At 43.3% G+C, this 19,933-nt stretch carries 21 protein-coding genes and 1 riboswitch; of the genes, 13 read left to right on the top strand and 8 right to left on the bottom strand.

Going from position 1 to position 19,933, the window contains the following annotated elements; translation table 11 throughout:
* Nucleotides 1-13: 13 nt before the first annotated feature.
* Complete coding sequence (locus PBF_RS20525; protein WP_035332426.1) at nucleotides 14-1,735, top strand: glycosyl hydrolase family 18 protein; 1,722 nt, start codon at nucleotides 14-16, stop codon at nucleotides 1,733-1,735.
* Between the two features lie 26 nt (nucleotides 1,736-1,761).
* Here PBF_RS20525 and ade read toward each other — a convergent pair whose 3' ends face one another.
* From ade to PBF_RS20485, 8 genes are all read right to left on the bottom strand, one after another.
* Nucleotides 1,762-3,504, bottom strand: a complete 1,743-nt coding sequence (gene ade, locus PBF_RS20520) for an adenine deaminase (protein ID WP_035332424.1) — start codon at nucleotides 3,502-3,504, stop codon at nucleotides 1,762-1,764.
* Nucleotides 3,505-3,542: 38 nt separating this feature from the next.
* Complete coding sequence (locus PBF_RS20515) at nucleotides 3,543-4,910, bottom strand: NCS2 family permease (RefSeq protein ID WP_035332423.1); 1,368 nt, start codon at nucleotides 4,908-4,910, stop codon at nucleotides 3,543-3,545.
* Between the two features lie 91 nt (nucleotides 4,911-5,001).
* Nucleotides 5,002-5,316 carry an XdhC family protein gene (locus PBF_RS20510; protein ID WP_035332421.1) on the bottom strand — a complete coding sequence of 105 codons (315 nt, stop codon included), beginning with the start codon at nucleotides 5,314-5,316 and terminating at the stop codon, nucleotides 5,002-5,004.
* Entirely contained in the window at nucleotides 5,295-6,128 is an 834-nt protein-coding gene (locus tag PBF_RS20505; protein ID WP_035332419.1) for an XdhC family protein, read from the bottom strand. Before PBF_RS20505 ends, PBF_RS20510 begins: the two co-directional genes overlap by 22 nt.
* A gap of 8 nt (nucleotides 6,129-6,136) precedes the next feature.
* Nucleotides 6,137-8,425, bottom strand: coding sequence for a xanthine dehydrogenase family protein molybdopterin-binding subunit (locus PBF_RS20500; RefSeq protein ID WP_035332417.1), 2,289 nt, complete (start codon nucleotides 8,423-8,425; stop codon nucleotides 6,137-6,139).
* Complete coding sequence (locus tag PBF_RS20495; protein WP_035332415.1) at nucleotides 8,422-9,297, bottom strand: FAD binding domain-containing protein; 876 nt, start codon at nucleotides 9,295-9,297, stop codon at nucleotides 8,422-8,424. Before PBF_RS20495 ends, PBF_RS20500 begins: the two co-directional genes overlap by 4 nt.
* Nucleotides 9,298-9,301: 4 nt before the next feature.
* Nucleotides 9,302-9,898, bottom strand: a complete 597-nt coding sequence (locus PBF_RS20490) for a nucleotidyltransferase family protein (protein WP_035332412.1) — start codon at nucleotides 9,896-9,898, stop codon at nucleotides 9,302-9,304.
* A 3-nt stretch (nucleotides 9,899-9,901) separates the two neighbouring features.
* Nucleotides 9,902-10,390, bottom strand: a complete 489-nt coding sequence (locus tag PBF_RS20485) for a (2Fe-2S)-binding protein (protein ID WP_035332410.1) — start codon at nucleotides 10,388-10,390, stop codon at nucleotides 9,902-9,904.
* 183 nt (nucleotides 10,391-10,573) lie between these two features.
* Nucleotides 10,574-10,671, bottom strand: a riboswitch (purine riboswitch).
* A 164-nt stretch (nucleotides 10,672-10,835) separates the two neighbouring features.
* Here PBF_RS20485 and PBF_RS20480 point away from each other — a divergent pair.
* From PBF_RS20480 to PBF_RS20425, 12 genes are all read left to right on the top strand, one after another.
* On the top strand, nucleotides 10,836-11,186 hold the full coding sequence (locus PBF_RS20480) for a Na-translocating system protein MpsC family protein (RefSeq protein WP_035332409.1): 351 nt from the start codon (nucleotides 10,836-10,838) through the stop codon (nucleotides 11,184-11,186).
* A gap of 252 nt (nucleotides 11,187-11,438) precedes the next feature.
* Nucleotides 11,439-12,767 carry a nucleobase:cation symporter-2 family protein gene (locus PBF_RS20475; RefSeq protein WP_035332407.1) on the top strand — a complete coding sequence of 443 codons (1,329 nt, stop codon included), beginning with the start codon at nucleotides 11,439-11,441 and terminating at the stop codon, nucleotides 12,765-12,767.
* A 70-nt stretch (nucleotides 12,768-12,837) separates the two neighbouring features.
* On the top strand, nucleotides 12,838-14,298 hold the full coding sequence (gene allB / locus PBF_RS20470; RefSeq protein ID WP_035332406.1) for an allantoinase AllB: 1,461 nt from the start codon (nucleotides 12,838-12,840) through the stop codon (nucleotides 14,296-14,298).
* A 26-nt stretch (nucleotides 14,299-14,324) separates the two neighbouring features.
* Entirely contained in the window at nucleotides 14,325-14,915 is a 591-nt protein-coding gene (locus PBF_RS20465) for a cysteine hydrolase family protein (RefSeq protein ID WP_035332403.1), read from the top strand.
* The gene (locus PBF_RS20460; RefSeq protein WP_430515289.1) at nucleotides 14,908-15,495 is read left to right on the top strand and encodes a UbiX family flavin prenyltransferase; all 588 of its coding nucleotides are present in this window, start codon (nucleotides 14,908-14,910) and stop codon (nucleotides 15,493-15,495) included. Before PBF_RS20465 ends, PBF_RS20460 begins: the two co-directional genes overlap by 8 nt.
* On the top strand, nucleotides 15,492-16,829 hold the full coding sequence (locus PBF_RS20455; RefSeq protein WP_035332399.1) for a UbiD family decarboxylase: 1,338 nt from the start codon (nucleotides 15,492-15,494) through the stop codon (nucleotides 16,827-16,829). The genes PBF_RS20460 and PBF_RS20455 overlap by 4 nt, the downstream gene beginning before the upstream one ends.
* 25 nt (nucleotides 16,830-16,854) lie before the next feature.
* Complete coding sequence (locus tag PBF_RS20450) at nucleotides 16,855-17,118, top strand: BMC domain-containing protein (RefSeq protein WP_035332397.1); 264 nt, start codon at nucleotides 16,855-16,857, stop codon at nucleotides 17,116-17,118.
* Between the two features lie 32 nt (nucleotides 17,119-17,150).
* Nucleotides 17,151-18,095 carry a hypothetical protein gene (locus PBF_RS20445; RefSeq protein WP_035332395.1) on the top strand — a complete coding sequence of 315 codons (945 nt, stop codon included), beginning with the start codon at nucleotides 17,151-17,153 and terminating at the stop codon, nucleotides 18,093-18,095.
* A 90-nt stretch (nucleotides 18,096-18,185) separates the two neighbouring features.
* Entirely contained in the window at nucleotides 18,186-18,599 is a 414-nt protein-coding gene (locus PBF_RS20440; RefSeq protein WP_035332393.1) for a BMC domain-containing protein, read from the top strand.
* Between the two features lie 23 nt (nucleotides 18,600-18,622).
* Nucleotides 18,623-18,907: a BMC domain-containing protein gene (locus PBF_RS20435; RefSeq protein WP_009334686.1), complete on the top strand. Its 285-nt coding sequence runs from the start codon at nucleotides 18,623-18,625 to the stop codon at nucleotides 18,905-18,907.
* Nucleotides 18,908-18,933: 26 nt separating this feature from the next.
* Complete coding sequence (locus PBF_RS20430; RefSeq protein ID WP_235192297.1) at nucleotides 18,934-19,641, top strand: hypothetical protein; 708 nt, start codon at nucleotides 18,934-18,936, stop codon at nucleotides 19,639-19,641.
* Nucleotides 19,642-19,654: 13 nt separating this feature from the next.
* Nucleotides 19,655-19,933 (top strand): EutN/CcmL family microcompartment protein, encoded by a 279-nt coding sequence (locus PBF_RS20425; protein ID WP_035332387.1) that lies wholly within the window; start codon nucleotides 19,655-19,657, stop codon nucleotides 19,931-19,933.

The following is a 19,933-nucleotide window of genomic DNA, read 5'->3' as shown; positions in this document are numbered from 1 at the left end:
GGGAGGAAAAGGAATGTATAAAATTGAAACAGGTCAGCAAAAGCCTCCCGCTAAAAAAATTATTTTTGCGGGGCTTTTGTTTGCTTTTTTACTGATAACCTCAAGCATATTCATGTTTTTATACCCTTTTGCTTCAAAGGAGAAGGCTGCTTACTTTAAAGGAGATCATCCGATTTTGTTTATGGGGAAACAGGCGGGAAATGCTTACATAGAAGGGGAAACGATCTACCTGCCATTAACTTTTTTGCGGGAATTTGTTGACGAAGCTATTATTTTTGATGAACCTTCACAATCTGTCATTATTGCCACTAAAAATAAAGTAGTGCAGATGCCATCTGAATCTTCCAGCTACCAGGTGAATGGGAAGCCTATGAAAATGGAGTATTCTGCCGTTAAACAAATAGAAGGAGACAGGTATTTGGCGATTGAGCCCCTATTGGCTTTGTATCCAATAACTTATTCAATTCTCTCTGAAACAGGTGCAGTTTGGATTAAAAAGAATGGAGAGATCTTTGCTGCCGGTAAAGTGCAGGAAAAAAATATTCATGAAGAACTGCTTCGGCTGCGGACGAAAGCCAGTCTGGATTCACCTTATACCGGTTCCGTATCTCCAAAAGAGAATGTCTTTATTGAAAAGGAAAAAGGAGACTACTATCTTATTAGAAAAGAAGACGGCAGAGCCGGCTATTTGAAGAAGCAATACATAAAAAAGGGAGAGAGGAAGGAGATAGCTATTTCTCTTGAAGAAACAAAAAACACATTGCCGAAAATGGAAGGTCCAATTCAGCTGACCTGGGAAGCTGTATATACCAAGAACCCGAATACTTCGAGCATTCCAAAGATGGAAGGCGTTAATGTCATTTCGCCAACATGGTTTGAGCTTGCGGACGGAAAAGGGGCCATCAAAAACCTGGGTTCGAAGGATTATGCAAATTGGGCCAGAATGCAGGGATACCAAATTTGGGGCTTATTTTCAAATGCATTTGATCCTGAATTAACACATGAAGCTTTTGGCTCTTTTGAAACAAGGCAGAATATGATTCGCCAGCTTCTGCATTTCAGTCAATTATATGAATTAAACGGGATCAATCTTGACATTGAAAATGTTAATCCTGAAGACGGGCCATTAATAACACAGTTTGTGAGAGAAGCCACTCCATATTTTCATGACGCAGGTTTAGTAGTGTCGATGGATATCACCTTCATTTCATCAAGCGGCAATTGGTCGGCTTTTTATGAAAGGGATAAGCTTGCCAAGATAGCAGATTATATGGTAGTGATGGCTTATGATGAGCATTGGGGCAGCTCACAGGTTGCGGGAAGCGTTGCAAGCCTCCCTTGGGTGGAAGAAAATCTGAAACTTCTGCTCGAGGTTGTGCCCAATGAAAAATTATTATTGGGTGTGCCTTTATACACAAGATTATGGGAGCAAAAATCAAATGGGGATGTTTCTTCCAAAGCCCTTTCCATGAGCAAAGTGAAAGAATGGCTCAGTCAAAATAAAATTATTCCGGAATATGATCCGGTAAGCGGGCAAAATTATGCGGAGCATTATTCAGAAAAAGATAAAATTACTTACAAAGTGTGGCTTGAAGATGAAATTTCACTGACAAAACGGGCTGAATTGGCAAAGAAGTATAATCTAGCCGGTGTTGCAAGCTGGAGCAGGTACTTTGCGGATGATACAGCCTGGTCTGCCTTAACTTTAACTAATAAGGAAGCCGCTAAAAAATAAAAGAAAGGCCGGAGAACATCCCGGCCTTATTTTTCTGCCTCGGCTTTAATGTGGCTAAAGGATCTTACGGAGAATAGACCTTTATTAGTTAATTTGAGTTCAGGGATAACCGGAAGCGCTAAAAATGAGAGTGTCAAAAACGGGTTGAATTCCATGCTGCATCCGATTGTCATCAGTTCGTGATTCAATTGGGATAAACGTGCATGTATAAAAGAAGAATCCCGATCAGTCATGAGTCCCGCAATAGGCAGGGGCAATTCCGCAAGAATTTTCCCATCCTGGACAACAGCCAGGCCGCCTCTCATTGCTGCCGTATGCTTAATGGCAGCCAGCAAATCCTCATCCGATGTGCCTGCTGCAACAATGTTATGGGAATCGTGGGCAACTGTTGAAGCTATCCCGCCTCTTGTGATCCCTAATCCCTTAACAATACCAAGCCCGATGCTGCCTGTGCAATTGTGCCGCTCCACAACAGCCAGCTTTAAGAGATCTCTATGAGGATTTGGCTGGAAATAGCCATCAATTGAATCTGCCTTTTCCATCAGATGCCTGGTCACAATGCTGTTCGGTATAATGCCAATAATATTGCAGTCACCCTTACCAATGCTAATACTTAAATCTTCATAGATCAGGCTGCTGATTTTGACACTGTTCAAGATGGGTTCAGCAGGTGCAATGCTGTTTGGAACAGAATTCTTTATGATCCCGTTCTCTGCAGAAAGTACTCCGGTCTTTATAACTTTCTCAACCTTGACATTCCTGAGATCACTAAGAAAAACCAGGTCTGCTTCATAACCGGGAGCAATGGCCCCTTTATTTTTCAGGCCGAAGCATTCTGCTGCATTCAGAGTAGCGATTTGTATGGCAAGTATGGGATCCATCCCTTCCTTTATGGCCATTCTGACATTATGATCAATGCTGCCTTCATTGATTAAGTCATCCAGATGCTTGTCATCCGTAACAAATAAACAGCGTCGTGCGTTTTGTTCGCTGACAGATTTGAGAAGGGACAATAAGTCTCTTGCCGCAGATCCTTCCCGCAGCATAACATACATCCCTTTGCGCATTCTGTCCAGTGCCTCTTCTGGATTGATGCATTCATGATCTGTTCTTATGCCGGCTGCCATGTAAATATTGATTTCATCCCCATTAAGTCCTGCTGCGTGCCCATCAATGCATTTCCCTTTGCTATAGGCTGCTTCCAGTTTTTTCAGCATTCCATCATCATTGTTCATAACAGCGGGATAATCCATAACTTCACCGAGCCCCAGCACTCTTGGGTGACTGTAATACTTTTCGAGATCCGTGTCACTGAGAGAAGCGCCGGCATTTTCAAATGGAGTTGCAGGGACACAGGATGGCAGCATAAAAAATACATCGAGCGGGATATCTTCAGAAGAATCCAGCATGAAATCAATGCCGTCAGTTCCGCTGACATTGGCTATTTCATGAGGATCTGCAATCACAGTCGTTACTCCATGCGGGAGGACAACATTGCTGAACTCTGCAGGAGTCACCATCGCCGATTCAATATGGACATGCCCATCAATAAAGCCGGGGGCGATATAGCTGCCCCCAGCATCAATAATTTCCTTGCCTTCATAGCTTCCTAAGCCAGCTATGAATCCATCGGCAATCGCTATGTCTTCCTCGATGATTTCACGTGTAAATACGTTTATTATTTTTCCGTTTTTAATAACAAGATCGGCAGGAGTTCTTTTGGCCGCCACATCAATTCTTTTTCGTAACGTTTCAATGGTAAGTTTCATTTGGACTCCTCGCTTTTAAAAAAATGACCGTCATCAGATTAATGTCCGCCCATAATGAAATTAATAATAAATGCAGCACTGACAAAATACATGATCCAGTGGATTTGTTGATGCTTGCCGGTAAGAAGCTTAAGCAGTGTGTAAGAGATAAAACCGAATGCCAGTCCCTGGGCGATACTGAAAGTTAATGGCATGAGAACAATCGTTAAAAATACAGGAATAACATCAGTAAAGTCGTCAAAGCTTATATGTTTTATTTCACTTAGCATTAAGGCGCCAACAAGAATAAGAATAGGCGCAGTGGCGACAGACGGTATGAAATAGATGAGTGGAGCAAAAATGAGCGACAGGAAAAATAGGACAGCTACAGTTAAAGCAGTTAAGCCAGTGCGTCCGCCTTCCGAGATCCCTGTGGCGTTTTCCACATAAGCATTTAAGGCAGTGCTTCCGAAGGCTGCACTTGCCATCGTTCCAACTGCATCTGCCTGAAGGGCACGATCCAGGTTTTCAATTTTTCCATTTTCATCTGTGAGGCCAGCTTTTCTTGATAATCCGATGAGGGTAGCTAAATTGTCAAATAATTCTACAATCGTAAAGGAGAAAATAACTGAGATGATGCCATATTTTACTGCTCCCATAAAGTCCATAGCCAGGAACGTCTCAGACATGCTTGGAAGATTGAGTGACACGATGTCACTTACGGCTTTAGGGTAGGCAATGAAACCAATAATCATGGCTGCTGCGCTTGTACCCAATATACTGATAAGCAGGGCACCTTTTACTTTCTTTGCCATCAGGAGGGCGGCAATAATTAATCCGAATATGGCAAGAAGCGGCCCCTTGCTTGTGATGCTTCCCAGGCCGACAAATGTAGCTTCATTAGCGACTACAAGTTCTGCATTTTTTAACCCGATAAAAGCAATGAATAAACCAATTCCAACACCTATGGCTGACTTTAAGACATCCGGGACACCATCTACAATTTTCTGCCGGACTCCGGTAACAGTTAAAATTAAAAACACAATCCCTGATATAAATACCGCTCCAAGGGCTGTTTGCCAGGAAAGACCCTGACCGAGTACAACTGTATAGGCAAAAAAGGCATTCAGCCCCATGCCCGGGGCAACTGCTACAGGGAAATTTGCCCACAGTGCCATTAGAAGAGTACAGAAGACACTTGCGTAAATAGTTGCAGCCAATGCGGCTTCTTTTGGTATTCCTGCATCTGCTAAGATAATCGGATTGACAAAGATGATATAGCTCATTGTCATAAATGAAGTAATGCCTGCCAGTATTTCTGTCTTTACATTTGTGTTCCGTGCGGAAAGCTTAAAGAGCCGATCTAATAGGTTCGCATTAGAGGCAGGCGGGAGGCCCGACCCAAGATCCTTTTCAATCATCGACATGAAAGGTCACTCCTTATTCATCATGGTTAATGTTCATCCTGAGACACGAACTGACTTGACCATGGAATAGGCGGGAGATCTATTTTCCTGGTTAGATGGGTTCAATAAAAACATCCATAATTCCGCCGCATATTCCGCCATCTTCATAAAACAGCCCTTTTGTTAAATCAACGCGCTTTTGACTTGGGGTATTTGTTTGAATGACCTGAAAAGCCTCCTCAATTACTTCCGCTTCACCGCAGCCTCCGCCAATTGTTCCTTCTACTCTTCCGCAGGGGAACACAATCATCCGGCTTCCGGTTTTTCTCGGGGTAGAGCCCTTCGTGCGGATAATTGTGGCGAGTGCTGCTTTCTCACCTCCTTTCCTGATATCGAGGGTGCGCTTTATAAGCTGCATTTGGTCCATTTGCCAGCCCCCTCATGGAACCCCATTTTTGCAAATCTTTTAATTTGCGAACTTAAGGAATCTCCGGATTTTTGATTTTTCACTTTCAGAATTTCTGCCATGATACTGACTGCAATTTCTGCAGGAGTTTCAGCACCAATATCGAGACCCACAGGTGTGTATAAGTTTTCAAAGCTTTCATGCGGAAAATCCCGCTGAATTTCTTCGAATACTCCCGAAATACGTCTTCTGCTGCCGATCATGCCAATATATCCTGCCTGAAATTCCCTTTTTAAGAGTTCATTCAAACTGAGAACATCATACTTATGTCCCCGGGTAAGAAGGAGAATATAAGTTTTTTCCGTAATGTCGACATGCCGGAAATAATCCAGATAGGATTGGCAAACCACTTCATTTGCATTTGGAAAGCGTTCTCTGTTTGCAAACTCTTTTCGGTCGTCTATTACGGTCACGAAAAATCCGAGCAAACGTCCCATTTCTGCCACGGGTTCACATACATGACCCGCACCGGCGACTATCAAATGGAGCGGAGAAGGGAAGTACTCAGCAAAACATTCAATTAAACGATCCTTCCACATAAATCTCACAGTCCCGGACCGTTTTTTGGTGACCAGTTTATTGCAATGTATTGATAATAAATCCCTCACATCCAGCGGCAGAAGGGAGGCTTCGGTGCAGAATTCTCCGTCAGGCCATAATAAAGCTTTGGCTCCGATGAGCTTTTCATCAGGATATTCTGTGATGGTCAGCAGGAATGTGTCTTTGCGGTTATTGATTGACTCTTCTAATTTTGCAAATAAATTGCGGCTCATCAATAGGATCACCTTGAGGATTGGACTTTTTGTTTTTTGAGATCTTTCAATGCATTAAACACTCTTTCGGGAGTAGCGGGCAGATGACGGATTCTGGCTCCTGTTGCATCATATATGGCTGACATGATAGCAGCAATAATCGGAATCATCACCACTTCTCCAATTCCCTTCGCCCCAAAAGGCCCTGATTGTTCGGGCTCTTCTACCGGAAAGGTCTCAATCAGAGGAGTCTCGCGAATAGTAGGGATGATATAATCAGTGAAATTCCGCGTTTTATGATATCCATTTTCGATCAGTACATCTTCATAAAGGGTATAGCCGATGCCCATTACGGCTCCGCCTTCAGTCTGGCCCTCCAGCCCCTGCGGATTAATGACTTTGCCTGCATCCGGGATGGATACAACCCGCAGAACTTCCGTTTCACCTGTTAAAGTATCAACTTCCACCATCACTACATGTGTCAAATATCCGTATAAATGGTGGGGAGCACCGCCGGATCCTTTGATTTCTTCTTTTTCTTTCGGCAGGTAGAAGTGTCCTTCTACTCTAGTTGCCCGATGATGATTATAAAGGTATTTATAGATAGATTTATAAGGTATGATCTCTCCATGGGCTGAAATATGGTTCGGTTTTAAGTCAATTTGAGAAGAATCTAAATTCAGCATTTCAGCAGCAGTTTGAATAAGAAGCTCAGTCATCCTGGGTGCTGCTGCCGCAACAGCTCTTCCACCGGTATAGGTGGAGCGGGATGCAGTTACAGTACCTCCATCGAGTGTTTTTTGTGTATCACCTTGAACGATTTTAATATTGCTGATATCACAGTTCAGCATTTCAGCGGCTATCTGGGCATAGGCGGTGCTATTGCCTCCTCCGATCTCCTCGCATCCCACTCCTACAAGGAATGTTCCATCCGGCAGCAGTTCAATAGAGGCGGCACCATAGTCAGGAAGGCCAATGCCCATTCCGATGCCATGAAAGGATGTTGCCACGGAAACTCCCCGTTTTTTCCATGGCTCACTTACTTCGGATTTATACTTTTCCCGGTTCTTCCACAGCTCACAATTCTCTGCTGTTTCCAGGGTTTTATAGGTGCCAACACTGGATTTGACAATATGGCCGACACTTGAAACCTCCCCCTGGTGATAGACATTTTTTTTACGCAATTCGATAGGGTCCATTCCCAGCTTTTCTGCAATCATGTCCATATGTGTTTCAATTCCCATGCATACCTGATTGACGCCAAAGCCTCTGAAAGCACCGGCAATGCCATTATTGGTATACACACAGAAGCCTTCGAGATCCACATTGGGAATTTTATATGGGCCGCATGAATGTTCGATCGCAAGTGCAATGACTGCCCCTCCAAGTGATGCATAAGCACCAGTATCTCCAATGGCTTTAACCTGATTGGCAAGAAGTGTCCCGTCTTTTTTAGCAGCGGTCTTCATCTGAACTTTAAAAGGATGTCTTTTTATACCCGCAATGACAGACTCTTCCCGGCTCAAATGGATTTTTACAGGCCGTCCCTTTGTATGCAGTGCAAGGAGGGAAAGGTATATTTGAACCGTGATCTCATCCTTCCCGCCGAAGGCACCGCCAATTGGGCTTGAAATGACTCTTATTCTTTCAGGATTATAAGCCAGGGACCTCGCAATCTGCATTCGATCGCGGTATGCGTATTGGCCAGGGCAGCGAATCGTTAGGAACCCTTCGTCATCCATTACCCCCCAGCCGCCTTCTGTTTCGATAAAAGCATGCATTTGCCGGGGAGAGTAGAAGGTATTCTCTACAATGATGTCAGCTTCCTCGAAGGCCTTCTCAATGTTTCCGTTATTTATTTTGACATGGCTGTGCAGATTGCCATCCGGATGAAGCTTCGGAGCAGAATCTCTCAGGGCATATTCAGCATCTGCAACAACTTCAAGGGGCTCATAGTCCACTTTAATTAAACTCAGTGCCTGCTCGGCGATTTCCAGTGTTTCTGCAGCTACCAGGGCTACAGCGTCCCCTGTGCACCGGACGACATCAGAACACAGAACAGGCTGGTCGGGAACCACAATCCCAAATCCATTAAAGCCGGGAATATCTTTATGGGTTAGTACACAAATAACACCAGGCAGATTTTTGGCTGCTTCAATATCAATGGAATTAATTTTGGCGTGCGGATATTCCGACCGCAGCACTTTACCCCAAACCATATTGTCAAAATGGTAGTCGGTCATATATTTTAATTCTCCGGTTACTTTTTCCGGGCCATCAATTCTTTTCACCCTTTTTCCAACCCATTTGGTGTTCACTGGTTATCCCACCTCCTGATTAAACGGTACAATCCTCTTTCTAATAAAGCGCTCGCCATATCCCTTCTATATGTAGCAGTTGCTCTTCCATCTGAGATGGGCATGACCTCTTTCCAGGCAATTTTGGCGATATTCCGGATTAATTCATCATTAATCGTTCCCAGGGAAAGCATAGATTCACATTTGCGTGCCCGGATAATAGTTGGTGCCACAGATCCGAAGGCGATTTTTCCTTCCCGGCATTTCAGGTCCTGGTCCAATGTGAGTGAAATAGCAACATTCACAATAGAAATAGATTGTGCTTTGCGGGGGCCGAGCTTCTGGAAAATGCCTATTTCATTTGGCTTTTGCGATTTTATGAGGATTTTTGTAATCATTTCATTTTCTTTTAAAACTGTCCTGCCGGGGCCAAGTATAAACTCTTCGATTGGAATGATTCGTTTAGTCGACAGAGAGGTGAGTTCAAGCCTTGCTCCAAGAACATACAAAGCAGGAAGTGTATCGCCTGCAGGTGAGGCAGTGCCAATATTGCCGCCGATTGTTCCCATATTCTGCATCTGGGTGGCGCCAACTTCCCGTGCTGCATCCACGAGAACATCGGCTTTTCTTTGCAGGAGCGGAGAATAAATAATATCCTTATGGGTGGTCAAGGGGCCAATATAAATACAATCTTCACTTTCTTGGATATACCGCAGCTCATTTAAGTTTTTTATATTGATCCAAATCTCCGGCCGCCATTTGCCTTCCTTCATCCGGACTGCAGCATCTGTACCGCCTGCTATCAATCTATGGATCCTGCCTTCCTTCGATAGCTGCATCAGACATTCGGATAGAGAGGAAGGGGTGATCATGTCAATCTCTGAAACAAGCATCGAATTACCTCCCAGTATATTTTTTTAGTGCAATTTTATAATCTTCCTGATGATTCAGGTTGAGATGAATCTGCTCATTTTCCACCGGCAACTCAAGTAGAAATTTCTCATGCTCATGAATTACATGTCTCAAGCCCATTTTCTCTTCCTTTATCGATAAAAGCTCGTTCCTCAATCGGGAGGAAAAGAGGATTGGGTGTCCTCTTTTGCCTTGGTGGCTGGGTACTGCAATCAGGCAGCGGCTGTTTCTAAGATTCCCGGCGAGTTTATTAATGATGACAGGATGAAGCGGCTGGTCCACGGATGTAATCAGAATCGTTTCTGATAACGTGTTGACAGCTTTCACCCCTGCAATGATTGACGAGCATTTACCGTCTTGAAAATGTTCATTTATTATCAATTTTGCAGAATGCTTTTTTCCGATTGAAAGGAATTTTTCAGCTTCAAATCCCAATACAACTACAATATCTGTGAAAACCGATTTTCTGAGAGAGTTAAGCTGATGCTCGAATAATGTCATACCATTCCATGGCAGCAGTCCTTTTAGAGTTCCCATTCTGCTGGACTGGCCCGCGGCAAGCAAAATAGCTGTATGTGTCATGGACTATCGGATTGTTTCCGGCTCGGATATTTTTTGGCTGGCAGCTGTCTGAACGGCCTTAATAATTTTGGTATAGCCTGTACAGCGACATAGGTTGCCTCCTAATGCGGTTTTGATTTCCCCAACGGATGGAACATGGTCAATACCATCCAGAAAAGCTTTTGCAGATACGATGATTCCCGGAGTACAGTACCCGCATTGTGTTGCTCCTTCCGCAATAAATGATTCCTGAATCACATCCAGATTTGGTGATAATCCGACTCCTTCACAAGTGGTGATCACCTGGTTTTCAGCCTGGCCAGCGAGGACAAGACAGGAACATACAACCTCATTATCGATTAAAACAGAGCATGATCCGCATTCTCCCTTTCCGCAGCATTCCTTGCTGGCAGTCAGACCCAGATCCTCCCGCAAAACATCAAGGAGCGTTTTCGCAGGCGGGCAAAGGACCGTACATTCCTTTCCATTAACAATAAATTGAATACTTTTCAAATCTTCGCCTCCTCATAGATTATGAAACTATAATGGCAATGAAAAAATAGTGTGAGCAGTTTGTAGGGATATTAGCCTGGCGAGCAAGCAGAGGTATTTAAATTATGATATTATGCTTCTTCTTCTAAATAGACTAATAAGCACAAAAAAATTCCTGCACAAAAGGTTCCCTGTTTGAAGTCCACAGGAAAATATACCTTTCGTAGATAGGAATTCCGGTTCCCAGTAGAAACCCTCAAACCGATTATTGAGGTTATACGAAAAATTCTATTTAATTTTTCATGGTGCTGAAGGGAGGTTTTATTGGAACAATTATAGAAATAGAGGGGGAGTTGATTTGTAGTGTAATAGTTAAGTTAATATTTTGTCAAGTATGAATTTTCTGAAAAAAGATATTGACTTCTAAAATAGCCTTGTTTAATATATTGATTAACAGGAGGATTTCATGACTGTTTCTACCTCAAAATTATCTCAGACCATAAAAAAAGATCTCGCTTATCTCTATAATCGTGTGAACCAGGAGATCTATGGAACGGGTGTAAAAAAACAGCGTATTGAAACTTTTGATGATAGAGTCATCATCTTTGCCCAGCATAAGCGTGTTCAGGCACTGCATATGCTGAGTCAGAACTTCCATCACCTGACCATTTCGGTTGATTCAGCATTGATTGTTGAATTCAAATCGCTTTTTAAAGGGATGATTGAAGATGCTCTTCATTTGAAAGTCAGGACGATTTTAAAAGATTATGATCCTGTTACTGAAGAAGCATGCACCATTATTTATTTTGAAGAATAGCAGTTTTACATTATGTTAGGGAGAGCTGTGCATGCCGCAGTTTTTCTTAAACCTGAATATAGGAGCGGTTCCTTTGTCTTTTGTTTAACGGAAGCTGAATGAAACCGCAGTAATAGAACATCTATGGTTTACTTTGATGTTATCTATTGCTGCGGTTTTTTTTATACAAATATTTCTGTTGGGAGGTGATGCCGTTTTAAAAGCTGGAGTAGGCTATGGCATAACAAAGAATTAAACCTGGGGGGAAAATCTTTGGAAAAGCTAAATCCTTGGAAGGTAGGGACTTTGGGATTTCAGCATGTGCTAGCCATGTATGCAGGTGCTGTCATTGTACCGCTGATTGTGGGACCGGCAATTGGGCTTAATGCCCAGCAGCTTGCTTACTTAATATCGATTGATTTGTTTACCTGCGGGATTGCTACATTGCTTCAAGTTATAGGGGGGAAGCATTTTGGCATTAGGCTGCCTGTCATTCTGGGATGTACTTTTACAGCAGTCGGCCCGATGATTGCCATCGGGAATTTGCAGGGCATTACTGCCATTTACGGGGCTATTATTGCTTCAGGTATTATCGTCATGATCCTATCACAATTTATGAGTAAAATTATGAGGTTTTTCCCGCCGGTCGTTACCGGTTCAGTCGTCGCTATTATCGGGGTATCACTGATTCCTGTTGCCATGAATAATGCTGCAGGCGGGCTTGGATCACCTGATTATGGAAGTGCGAAAAATCTATTCCTGGCTGCATTTACACTAGTGCTGATTATTTTAATGAACAGGTTTTTTAAAGGTTATATGAAAGCGATCTCTGTCCTTCTGTCATTGGTGGCCGGGACAATAGCAGCTTACTTTATGGGACTTGTCAGTTTTTCTGAAGTCAGCCAGGCTTCCTGGTTTCATGTCGTTCAGCCGTTTTATTTCGGATTCCCGACATTCAATCCCTCAGCCATCCTTACGATGACTTTAGTAGCAATTGTGAGCATGATTGAATCTACTGGAGTATTTCTTGCTCTCGGTGATGTCTGTGAAAGAAAACTGGACTCTAAAGACATTAAGAAAGGGCTGCGTGCAGAAGGACTGGCTGTTGTTATAGGGGGCATTTTTAACGCGTTTCCTTATACCTCCTTTTCCCAGAATGTGGGGCTTGTAGCTTTGACTAAAGTAAAAACACGGAATGTTGTTATCGCAGCTGGTGTCATATTGATGACTTTAGGTCTTTTGCCTAAAGTGGCTGCTCTGACTACGATTATTCCTATGGCTGTCCTTGGAGGAGCCATGATTCCGATGTTTGGGATGGTTATCTCATCAGGAATCAGAATGCTTTCTGCAGTGGATTTCAGCAAAAATGAAAACTTGCTGATTGTTGCCTGTTCAATAGGAATCGGACTTGGTTCGGCAGTTGTACCGCAGATTTTTGAGAGTCTGCCGACAAGTGCACGCCTGCTGGTTGAAAATGGAATCGTACTGGGAAGCATCACAGCAATTTTATTAAATTTGGTATTTAATTATAAAGATTTAAATATAAGTGAAAGTGAAAGAATCGAACAGCTGAAAGGAGATCACTCAGCTGAAATGATTTAATAGCAGCTGCTGTAACCATCTGCCTCTTATTTTGAGGCAGAAATCAAATTAATAGATAGGAGCAATGTAAATGGATTTAATTCTGAAAAATGCAAATATTCCACAGGGAGATCGTCAGGTTTTAACGAATATTCTAGTAAACGAGGGAAAGATTGTCGGCTACACGAATGACATTTCTTTTCTGAATGCAGCCAAGGTTATTGATATTCAAGGAAAATTAGTTGTTCCAGGCTGTATTGATCCACATACCCACTTTATGGATCCCGGGTTTACTCACAGAGAAACATTTGCGACCGGCAGCCGTTCTGCAGCAGCTGGAGGCTTGACAACCATTATCGATATGCCATGCTGCAGCAAGCCATCTGTTCGGGATGGGGATAGCTTCAATAAAAAAATCGGTCCAATCAGAGATCAGGCTTATATTGATTACTGCTTCTGGGGCGGTATGACAGGTGAAGATGCACGTGAAGGCTGGATTGATAATATTTACCCTCAGATAGACCAGGGAGTTGTTGCATTTAAAGTTTACATGACTCCTTCTGTGCCTACCTTCCCTAAAGTATCTGACGCAGAAATGCTGGAGATTTTTAAAAACGTTGCAAAAACCGGTCTTCCTATTGGTGTTCATGCTGAAAACTATGATATCTGCACATTCAATTCGAAAAAACTTGAAAAAGAAGGCCGCCTTGACGGACCTGCATGGGCTGAAGCTCGTTCAAGCCTCGCTGAGAAAGTGGCCATTGAACTGATTCTCAGCTTCGCGGAAGCTACAGACGCACGTGTACATGTCGTACATATGAGCACAAAGGAAGGCGTCCAGCTGGTAAAGGCTGCAAAGAAGCGTGGTGTCAAGGTTACAGCTGAAACCTGCCCTCACTACCTTGTTTTAAATGCTCAGGATTCCATGTCAGAGCGGGGCTCATATGCCAAAATTGCTCCTCCGCTGCGAGGAAAAGAGGATAACGAATCCCACTGGCAGGCACTGGCTGACGGAACAATCGACTTCGTCGGAACCGACCATGCCCCATATGAAATTGCTACCGAAAAGGATTATCCAGGTGCAACGATTTGGAACACCTTCCCTGGCATTCCGGGTGTAGAAACGATGGTGCCGATCCTTGTCAGTGAAGGCTTAAATAAAGGACGCATATCCTTATCGAGATTTGTAGAAGTAACGAGCCGTAATGCCGCCATTCATTATGGAATTTACCCTAAGAAAGGCTCAATGGAAATTGGCAGCGATGCTGATTTCACTGTTATTGACCTTGAAAAAGAGTATGTAATTGATGAACAGAAAACAGAATCAATGGCTAAATACAACCCGCTGCATGGCATGAAACTAAAAGGCAAGCCAGTACAAACCATTATCCGCGGAAACGTGGTCTTCGAAGAAGATAAGGGAATAGTCGGAGAAGCGGGATATGGAGAATATGTTCCTCGCCAAAGCATCCAGAGACTTGAAAGAACATTGAAGTATGAAAAATACGAGGCGGTAAATGTGAAAACAAAAGATCCTGTAGCACAGCAATAAATATATATCGAGGGAGGCTGAAGGGATTGGAACTTAGGGGAAAAAAGCACTGTGTAGTCATTATAGATATGTTAAACGACTTTATCGGCGAAAAAGCAGCATTAAGGTGTGAAAATGGCGAAAAAATTGTTCCTAAAATTCAAGAACTTATTGAATTCGCACATAATCACAATATTCAGGTTGTGCATGTTCAGGAAGCTCACAGAAAGAATGACCGGGATTTCCGTGTAAGACCTGTCCATGCAGTAAAAGGAACCTGGGGTTCGGAGTTCATTCCAGAGCTTCAGCCCGATGAGAGCAAAGGAGATTATGTGGTCCAAAAGAGGCGGCATAGTGCATTCAGTTATACTGATTTTGATCTCTTCCTGAGAGAAGAAGAAATTGATACGGTCGTCCTTACTGGAGTCTGGACCAATGTATGTGTACGCAGTACCGCCTCTGATGCCTTGTATCATGGCTATAATGTGATTTGCGTATCAGATGCCACCGCTTCGCAGGATGATGATATGCACGTATCAGGTCTAAGGGACATTGACATTTTCGGAGATATATTATCAACAGAAGAATACAAAGAACTGGCTAAAAAGAAATTCTCCCAAGACGAATCCGTTGTCTAACTCTTCTCAAGTTCCAAGGAAAAAACGAATTTTAGTGGGCATAACCGGAGCAAGCGGATCATTGTATGCATATACACTGATCCGCGCTCTTCATCAATTAGAGATCGAAACGCATTTAATTGCTACGGAGATGGGAGAAAAAGTAATGCAATTTGAATGCGGGGTCAAGATGGACGAGCTGAAGGAGTATGCCGCTATCCACAGCAACCGGAATCTTTTCGCTGCGGTTGCCAGCGGATCCTTTAAAACAGACGGAATGGTGATCGTGCCATGTTCGATGAATACATTGGGTGCGATTGCGAACGGGGTTGGCGATACGCTTCTAAGCAGGGCTGCCAGTGTTGTTTTGAAGGAGAATCGAAAGTTTATTATTGTTCCGAGAGAGGCTCCTTTTAATTTAATTCATCTTCGCAATATGACTCTTCTTGCTGAGAGCGGTGCATGCATTATGCCTGCATCACCAGGCTTTTACCATAAGCCGACCGAAATTTGGGAGCTGGCCAACTTTATGGTGGCAAGGATACTGGACATGCTGGATATTGACCATGAGCTCTTGGAGAGATGGGGGGAAAAGACATGAACCCTGTAACAATGAGGGCTTTGTTGGACAGATGGGAAAGCAGGGGACTTCTTCATCGGGTGAAAAAAGAGGTTGACCCACTCTACGAACTGGGAGCAGTGATTAATACGAGAAATGGAAGACAGCCTTTTTTATTTGAAAAAATCAAAGGCTATCAATCTGCCATGGCTGCCGGTTTGGGAGGAGATAGAGAGCTGGTGGCAGACAGCATGGGAATCTCCTCATCTGAACTTATTCCTAAAATCATCGAATCAATTGTTAATCCTATTCCGACAACCTTAAGGCAAACTGGTCCTGTTCAGGAGAACCTTGTAACCGGGGAATTTGATCTGGCAGATTTGTTTCCTATCCCAACCTATCATGCTGAAGACTCAGGTGCTTATTATGTAGCAGGAATTCTGGTGGTTAATGACTTATCCGGCAGAAAAAGGTATACCTCGATTCGCAGGATGCAATACCTTGGCGGTAATCGAACAAACATTCTCATAACCTCCCCGGAGCTGATGGAGCAATATGCCCATTATGAAAGCATTGGCGAACCGATGGAAGTGGCTGTTATGTTTGGTGTCGTTCCAGCTGTTGTCTTAAGTTCTCAGATCAGTACACATTTGTATCATACCGACAAATTGGATGTAGCAGGTGCACTGCTTGGCCAGTCTCTGGATGTCGTTCAGTGCAAAACGGTGGATTTGGAAGTACTGGCAGATGCGGAAATCGTTCTGGAAGGCAAAATGCTCCCATATGAAAGAGAACTGGAAGGGCCGTTTGGCGAACTGGCAGGTTATTATGGCACCAGAACTCCTCAGCCGATAGTAGAATTTTCAGCCGTTACTTACCGTAATAATGCTATCTCACAGACTATTTTTCCATCAAGCTATGAAGAAAGGCTGCCAATGGCGCTTGTCAGGGAAGCCACACTTTTTAGCACCGTCAGGCAGGTTGTTCCAAATATCAAAGCGGTACATATCCCGATGGGCGGGGTGGCCCGCTATCATGCAGTCATACAAATTGAGAAGAAACATGATGGTGACGGAAAACAGGCAGCACTGGCAGCTTTTGCTAGCGATAAGGATTTAAAGCATGTGATTGTTGTGAATGATGACGTCGATATCTTTGATTCGGATGATGTTGAATGGGCTATAGCGACAAGAGTACAGGCGGGGGATGACATTTTTATCGTTCAGGGTGCGAAGGGATCACCGCTCGAGTCTTCCCATCATTTAAAAGGAATCAGTGATAAGATGGGCATCGACGCAACCTATCCGCTTGGAAAAGAAGAGTTATTTAGAAGGACTTCAATCCCCATTGAAGTGAATCTCGAAGACTATCTTTAAGCTTTTGCAGTAGAGGAGGTCCAAAATGAAGGCAATTGGTCTGATAGAAACAAGAGGATTGACAGCAGCTATTGAAGCTCTGGACTCAATGGCAAAAGCAGCAAATGTCAGCTTAGTTGATTTAAAGAGAGTCGGATCCGGTCTTGTCACCGTCATTATTGAAGGGGATGTGGCAGCTGTCACAGCTGCTGTTGAGGTTGGGAAGACTGCTCATACCTTGGCTGGAGGAGAACTGGTTTCGGCAAATGTAATACCCCGACCTCATTCAGAACTTCGTAAAATTTTATAAGAGCATGTGTCAAAAGTGGAGGTGCATAATGTGTGTCTGACTTTATTAAAAGTGTTGTAGAAGAAGTAATGAAGCCCTACAGCAAGCAAAAAGAGAATCCTATTAATGGAGCTCCCAGTTTTCCCCCGCCCCGCAGCCAGCCGGGATTGAAGTCGGGTATACCGGGTATAAACCGGCCAAATTATCAGAAGGAAAAAATGAATAAAAGAATAGCTGTTAATCATGCAGACTCATCCAAGGCTGCTAATCCACACCCGAACGTTAGAAGGCAGACAGTTTCACTTTCTTCACCCAAGCCTTCCGCTAAAGAAAAAATTGCACAGCTTCAGACCTTGTCCCTGGCACAAGGGAAACAGCGGGTTTCTGCTGAAACAAAACCTGGCCGAAATGCAAGAGAAAGCCAGCTTGTCGGACAAACGCCTGAGGGTTTGAAAGTCTGGCTGTTCTCAGATCTTCACCCCACATTGGAAGGCTCCTTTCAGCGGGAATTAAAAACAAGGTCAATCGGGGTAGTTACTTCAGAAAAATGTTCGCCCGGACAGCTTTTTTTACTGAATGACCTTTTAAGAGAGTTTCCTTCTTTAAAATATTGCCTGTCATGGGACAAAAGCAGCAGGCAATCCTTTTCGCTGGAGCTTTATGAAGAAAATGATGGAATACTGTTAAACGCTTTAAAGAGCTTCTTCAAAAAACTTTCCCAAAAATCATTTAAACCCATTACAGCATATACAGAAAAGTCCCCCAGTCCATGGCTTACAAAACAATTGGGGCTTAATTCGACAGTTGGGGGTGTCGCTGTCATAGAAGGTATTGACTATTATTCGGGTATTTTGCTCCTTGACCGGAACATGAAAAAAAGTCCGGCCGAACACATCCATTTTTTAATAGAGAAGAAATATGTGCTTCTTCACGGTCAGTTTGATGAGGTATCCCGTATCACGGATAAGCTTTGTAAGGAATTCGACAGGATTAAATAAGGCCAGGGCCAGCAGCACAGCCACAGATCAACACAAAAATTCCTGAAAATTTAGCCGCTCTGACAATTTCATAGGAGGAGGATTCTTCAGTTGCAAGCATTGGGTTTGATTGAAACCGTTGGTTATTCAACAGCAGTTTCTGCAGCAGATGCAGCCGTAAAAGCAGCAGATGTAGAAATTGTAGGAATTGAAAAAGTAATAGGAGTGGATGGCTACCTTGGCGTCACAATCCATTTTAACGGTGATGTTGCGGCTGTAAAGTCCGCAGTCGATGCCGGTGTGAGTTCAGCAGAGAGAATAGGAAAAGTAATTTCTGCTCATGTCATCCCGCGTGCACACAGTGAAGTGGCAGGGAAGCTGCTTCCGAATTTCAAACTGAAAGACATGCATCCGGAAGCAGGTGCTGAAAAAGAGGTTAAATCCGTAGATAAGCCACATGAAAAAAAGCAAGTTAAAAAACAAATTGAACCTGATGAAAATGATAATGATAAACCATCAGTTTAATAAACTTAAGGAGGAAACACACAATGGGTGAAGCATTGGGATTAATCGAGACGAAAGGCCTTGTTGGCGCAGTAGAGGCAGCGGATGCAATGGTTAAGGCAGCAAATGTGGAGATCTGCGGATATGAAAAAGTGGGATTTGGTCTTGTAACAGTTATGGTCAGAGGAGATGTCGGAGCCGTTAAAGCTGCCACTGATGCAGGTGCTGAAGCTGCCAGCAGAGTAGGAGAACTCATCTCAGTCCATGTCATTCCAAGACCGCACAGCGAAGTTGAAAGAGCTCTATTATCAAAAAATATCGGTGAATAAGTATGATTAGCAAAAAGCAGAGTGTTATGGCAAAAAACACTCTGCAGGAGCTTTACATGCGTAACGAAAAAAGCAGAGGCAGAAAACCACATATCCTGGCTCTATTAACCTCTCATATGATTGGAATGGAACCGGGATTTTCTTACTTGCAAAAGTTAATACAGGAAGATATTACACTTAGAATGGCCGCTGAAGAAGAAATGCTAACCCAATTTCCGCTTGAGGAGTTAGTTTTTTTGACAGGGAATGACGATTGGATCTCTGCTTCATTGATTAATGATCAGCTACTCGATCATTTTGATGACATCCTTTTGCCTATTCTTTCATTTTCTTTGATAACAGATCTATTAACCCTAAACGAACAAAGGCCTTTGGTGAGGATCATACTAAAGGCTTTATTAAAAGGGAAACGGGTCACGGCTTTGAAGGCTGGAGGTGATCCTTTCAGCCAATATTGGAAATTGAAAGGAATGGATAAAGGTCCGGACTTATTAAAAAGAAAACTTAATGGGCAGATGGCAGAGCTAAAGATGCTTGGCATAAGATTAATAGATTTAAATGATGGGACTGACTTTACTGTTCAGCAAATGAAGAAAACAGTTATTTCCGATGAGACAGTCCGGTTTGCCTATTTGAGCAAGCTTGATCAGCTAACTGTTCCAAAAGGGGCTATCATAACCCCCTTGGCAAGAGATACAGCAAAGGAACTTAAGATCGATATTATTTTACTTTAAGGAGTAGGTCTTTATGCAATTGGGAATAGTGGTTGGCCGTGTAACTGCCACAAGAAAAGATGATAATCTGGTGGGCACAAAACTATTAATTACCCAGCCTATAGGATTGGACGGCTCAATGTTACCGAACCCCATTATAACCGTTGATACTGTTGGTGCCGGCATTGGCGAGAAAGTCATCTATGTGACTGGAAGCATGGCATCAAGAGCAGTTCAGAATAAAGATGCTCCTATCGATGCTGCCATTATCGGAATTATTGACAGTGTAGAAGGAATGGAAACAGGGGGTTAA

The sequence above is a fragment of the Cytobacillus firmus DS1 genome, assembly GCF_000565285.1.
GTDB lineage: Bacteria > Bacillota > Bacilli > Bacillales > Cytobacillaceae > Cytobacillus > Cytobacillus firmus_A.
This window is presented reverse-complemented; position numbering and strand designations above follow the sequence as displayed.

Bases quoted from the DNA above. Each gene is read 5' to 3' on its own strand.
- PBF_RS20525 (WP_035332426.1), top strand. From the start codon at position 14: ATGTATAAAATTGAAACAGGTCAGCAAAAGCCTCCCGCTAAAAAAATT.
- ade (WP_035332424.1), bottom strand. From the start codon at position 3,504: ATGAAACTTACCATTGAAACGTTACGAAAAAGAATTGATGTGGCGGCC.
- PBF_RS20515 (WP_035332423.1), bottom strand. From the start codon at position 4,910: ATGTCGATGATTGAAAAGGATCTTGGGTCGGGCCTCCCGCCTGCCTCT.
- PBF_RS20510 (WP_035332421.1), bottom strand. From the start codon at position 5,316: ATGGACCAAATGCAGCTTATAAAGCGCACCCTCGATATCAGGAAAGGA.
- PBF_RS20505 (WP_035332419.1), bottom strand. From the start codon at position 6,128: ATGAGCCGCAATTTATTTGCAAAATTAGAAGAGTCAATCAATAACCGC.
- PBF_RS20495 (WP_035332415.1), bottom strand. From the start codon at position 9,297: ATGCTTGTTTCAGAGATTGACATGATCACCCCTTCCTCTCTATCCGAA.
- PBF_RS20490 (WP_035332412.1), bottom strand. From the start codon at position 9,898: ATGACACATACAGCTATTTTGCTTGCCGCGGGCCAGTCCAGCAGAATG.
- PBF_RS20480 (WP_035332409.1), top strand. From the start codon at position 10,836: ATGACTGTTTCTACCTCAAAATTATCTCAGACCATAAAAAAAGATCTC.
- allB (WP_035332406.1), top strand. From the start codon at position 12,838: ATGGATTTAATTCTGAAAAATGCAAATATTCCACAGGGAGATCGTCAG.
- PBF_RS20455 (WP_035332399.1), top strand. From the start codon at position 15,492: ATGAACCCTGTAACAATGAGGGCTTTGTTGGACAGATGGGAAAGCAGG.
- PBF_RS20450 (WP_035332397.1), top strand. From the start codon at position 16,855: ATGAAGGCAATTGGTCTGATAGAAACAAGAGGATTGACAGCAGCTATT.
- PBF_RS20435 (WP_009334686.1), top strand. From the start codon at position 18,623: ATGGGTGAAGCATTGGGATTAATCGAGACGAAAGGCCTTGTTGGCGCA.
- PBF_RS20430 (WP_235192297.1), top strand. From the start codon at position 18,934: ATGGCAAAAAACACTCTGCAGGAGCTTTACATGCGTAACGAAAAAAGC.
- PBF_RS20425 (WP_035332387.1), top strand. From the start codon at position 19,655: ATGCAATTGGGAATAGTGGTTGGCCGTGTAACTGCCACAAGAAAAGAT.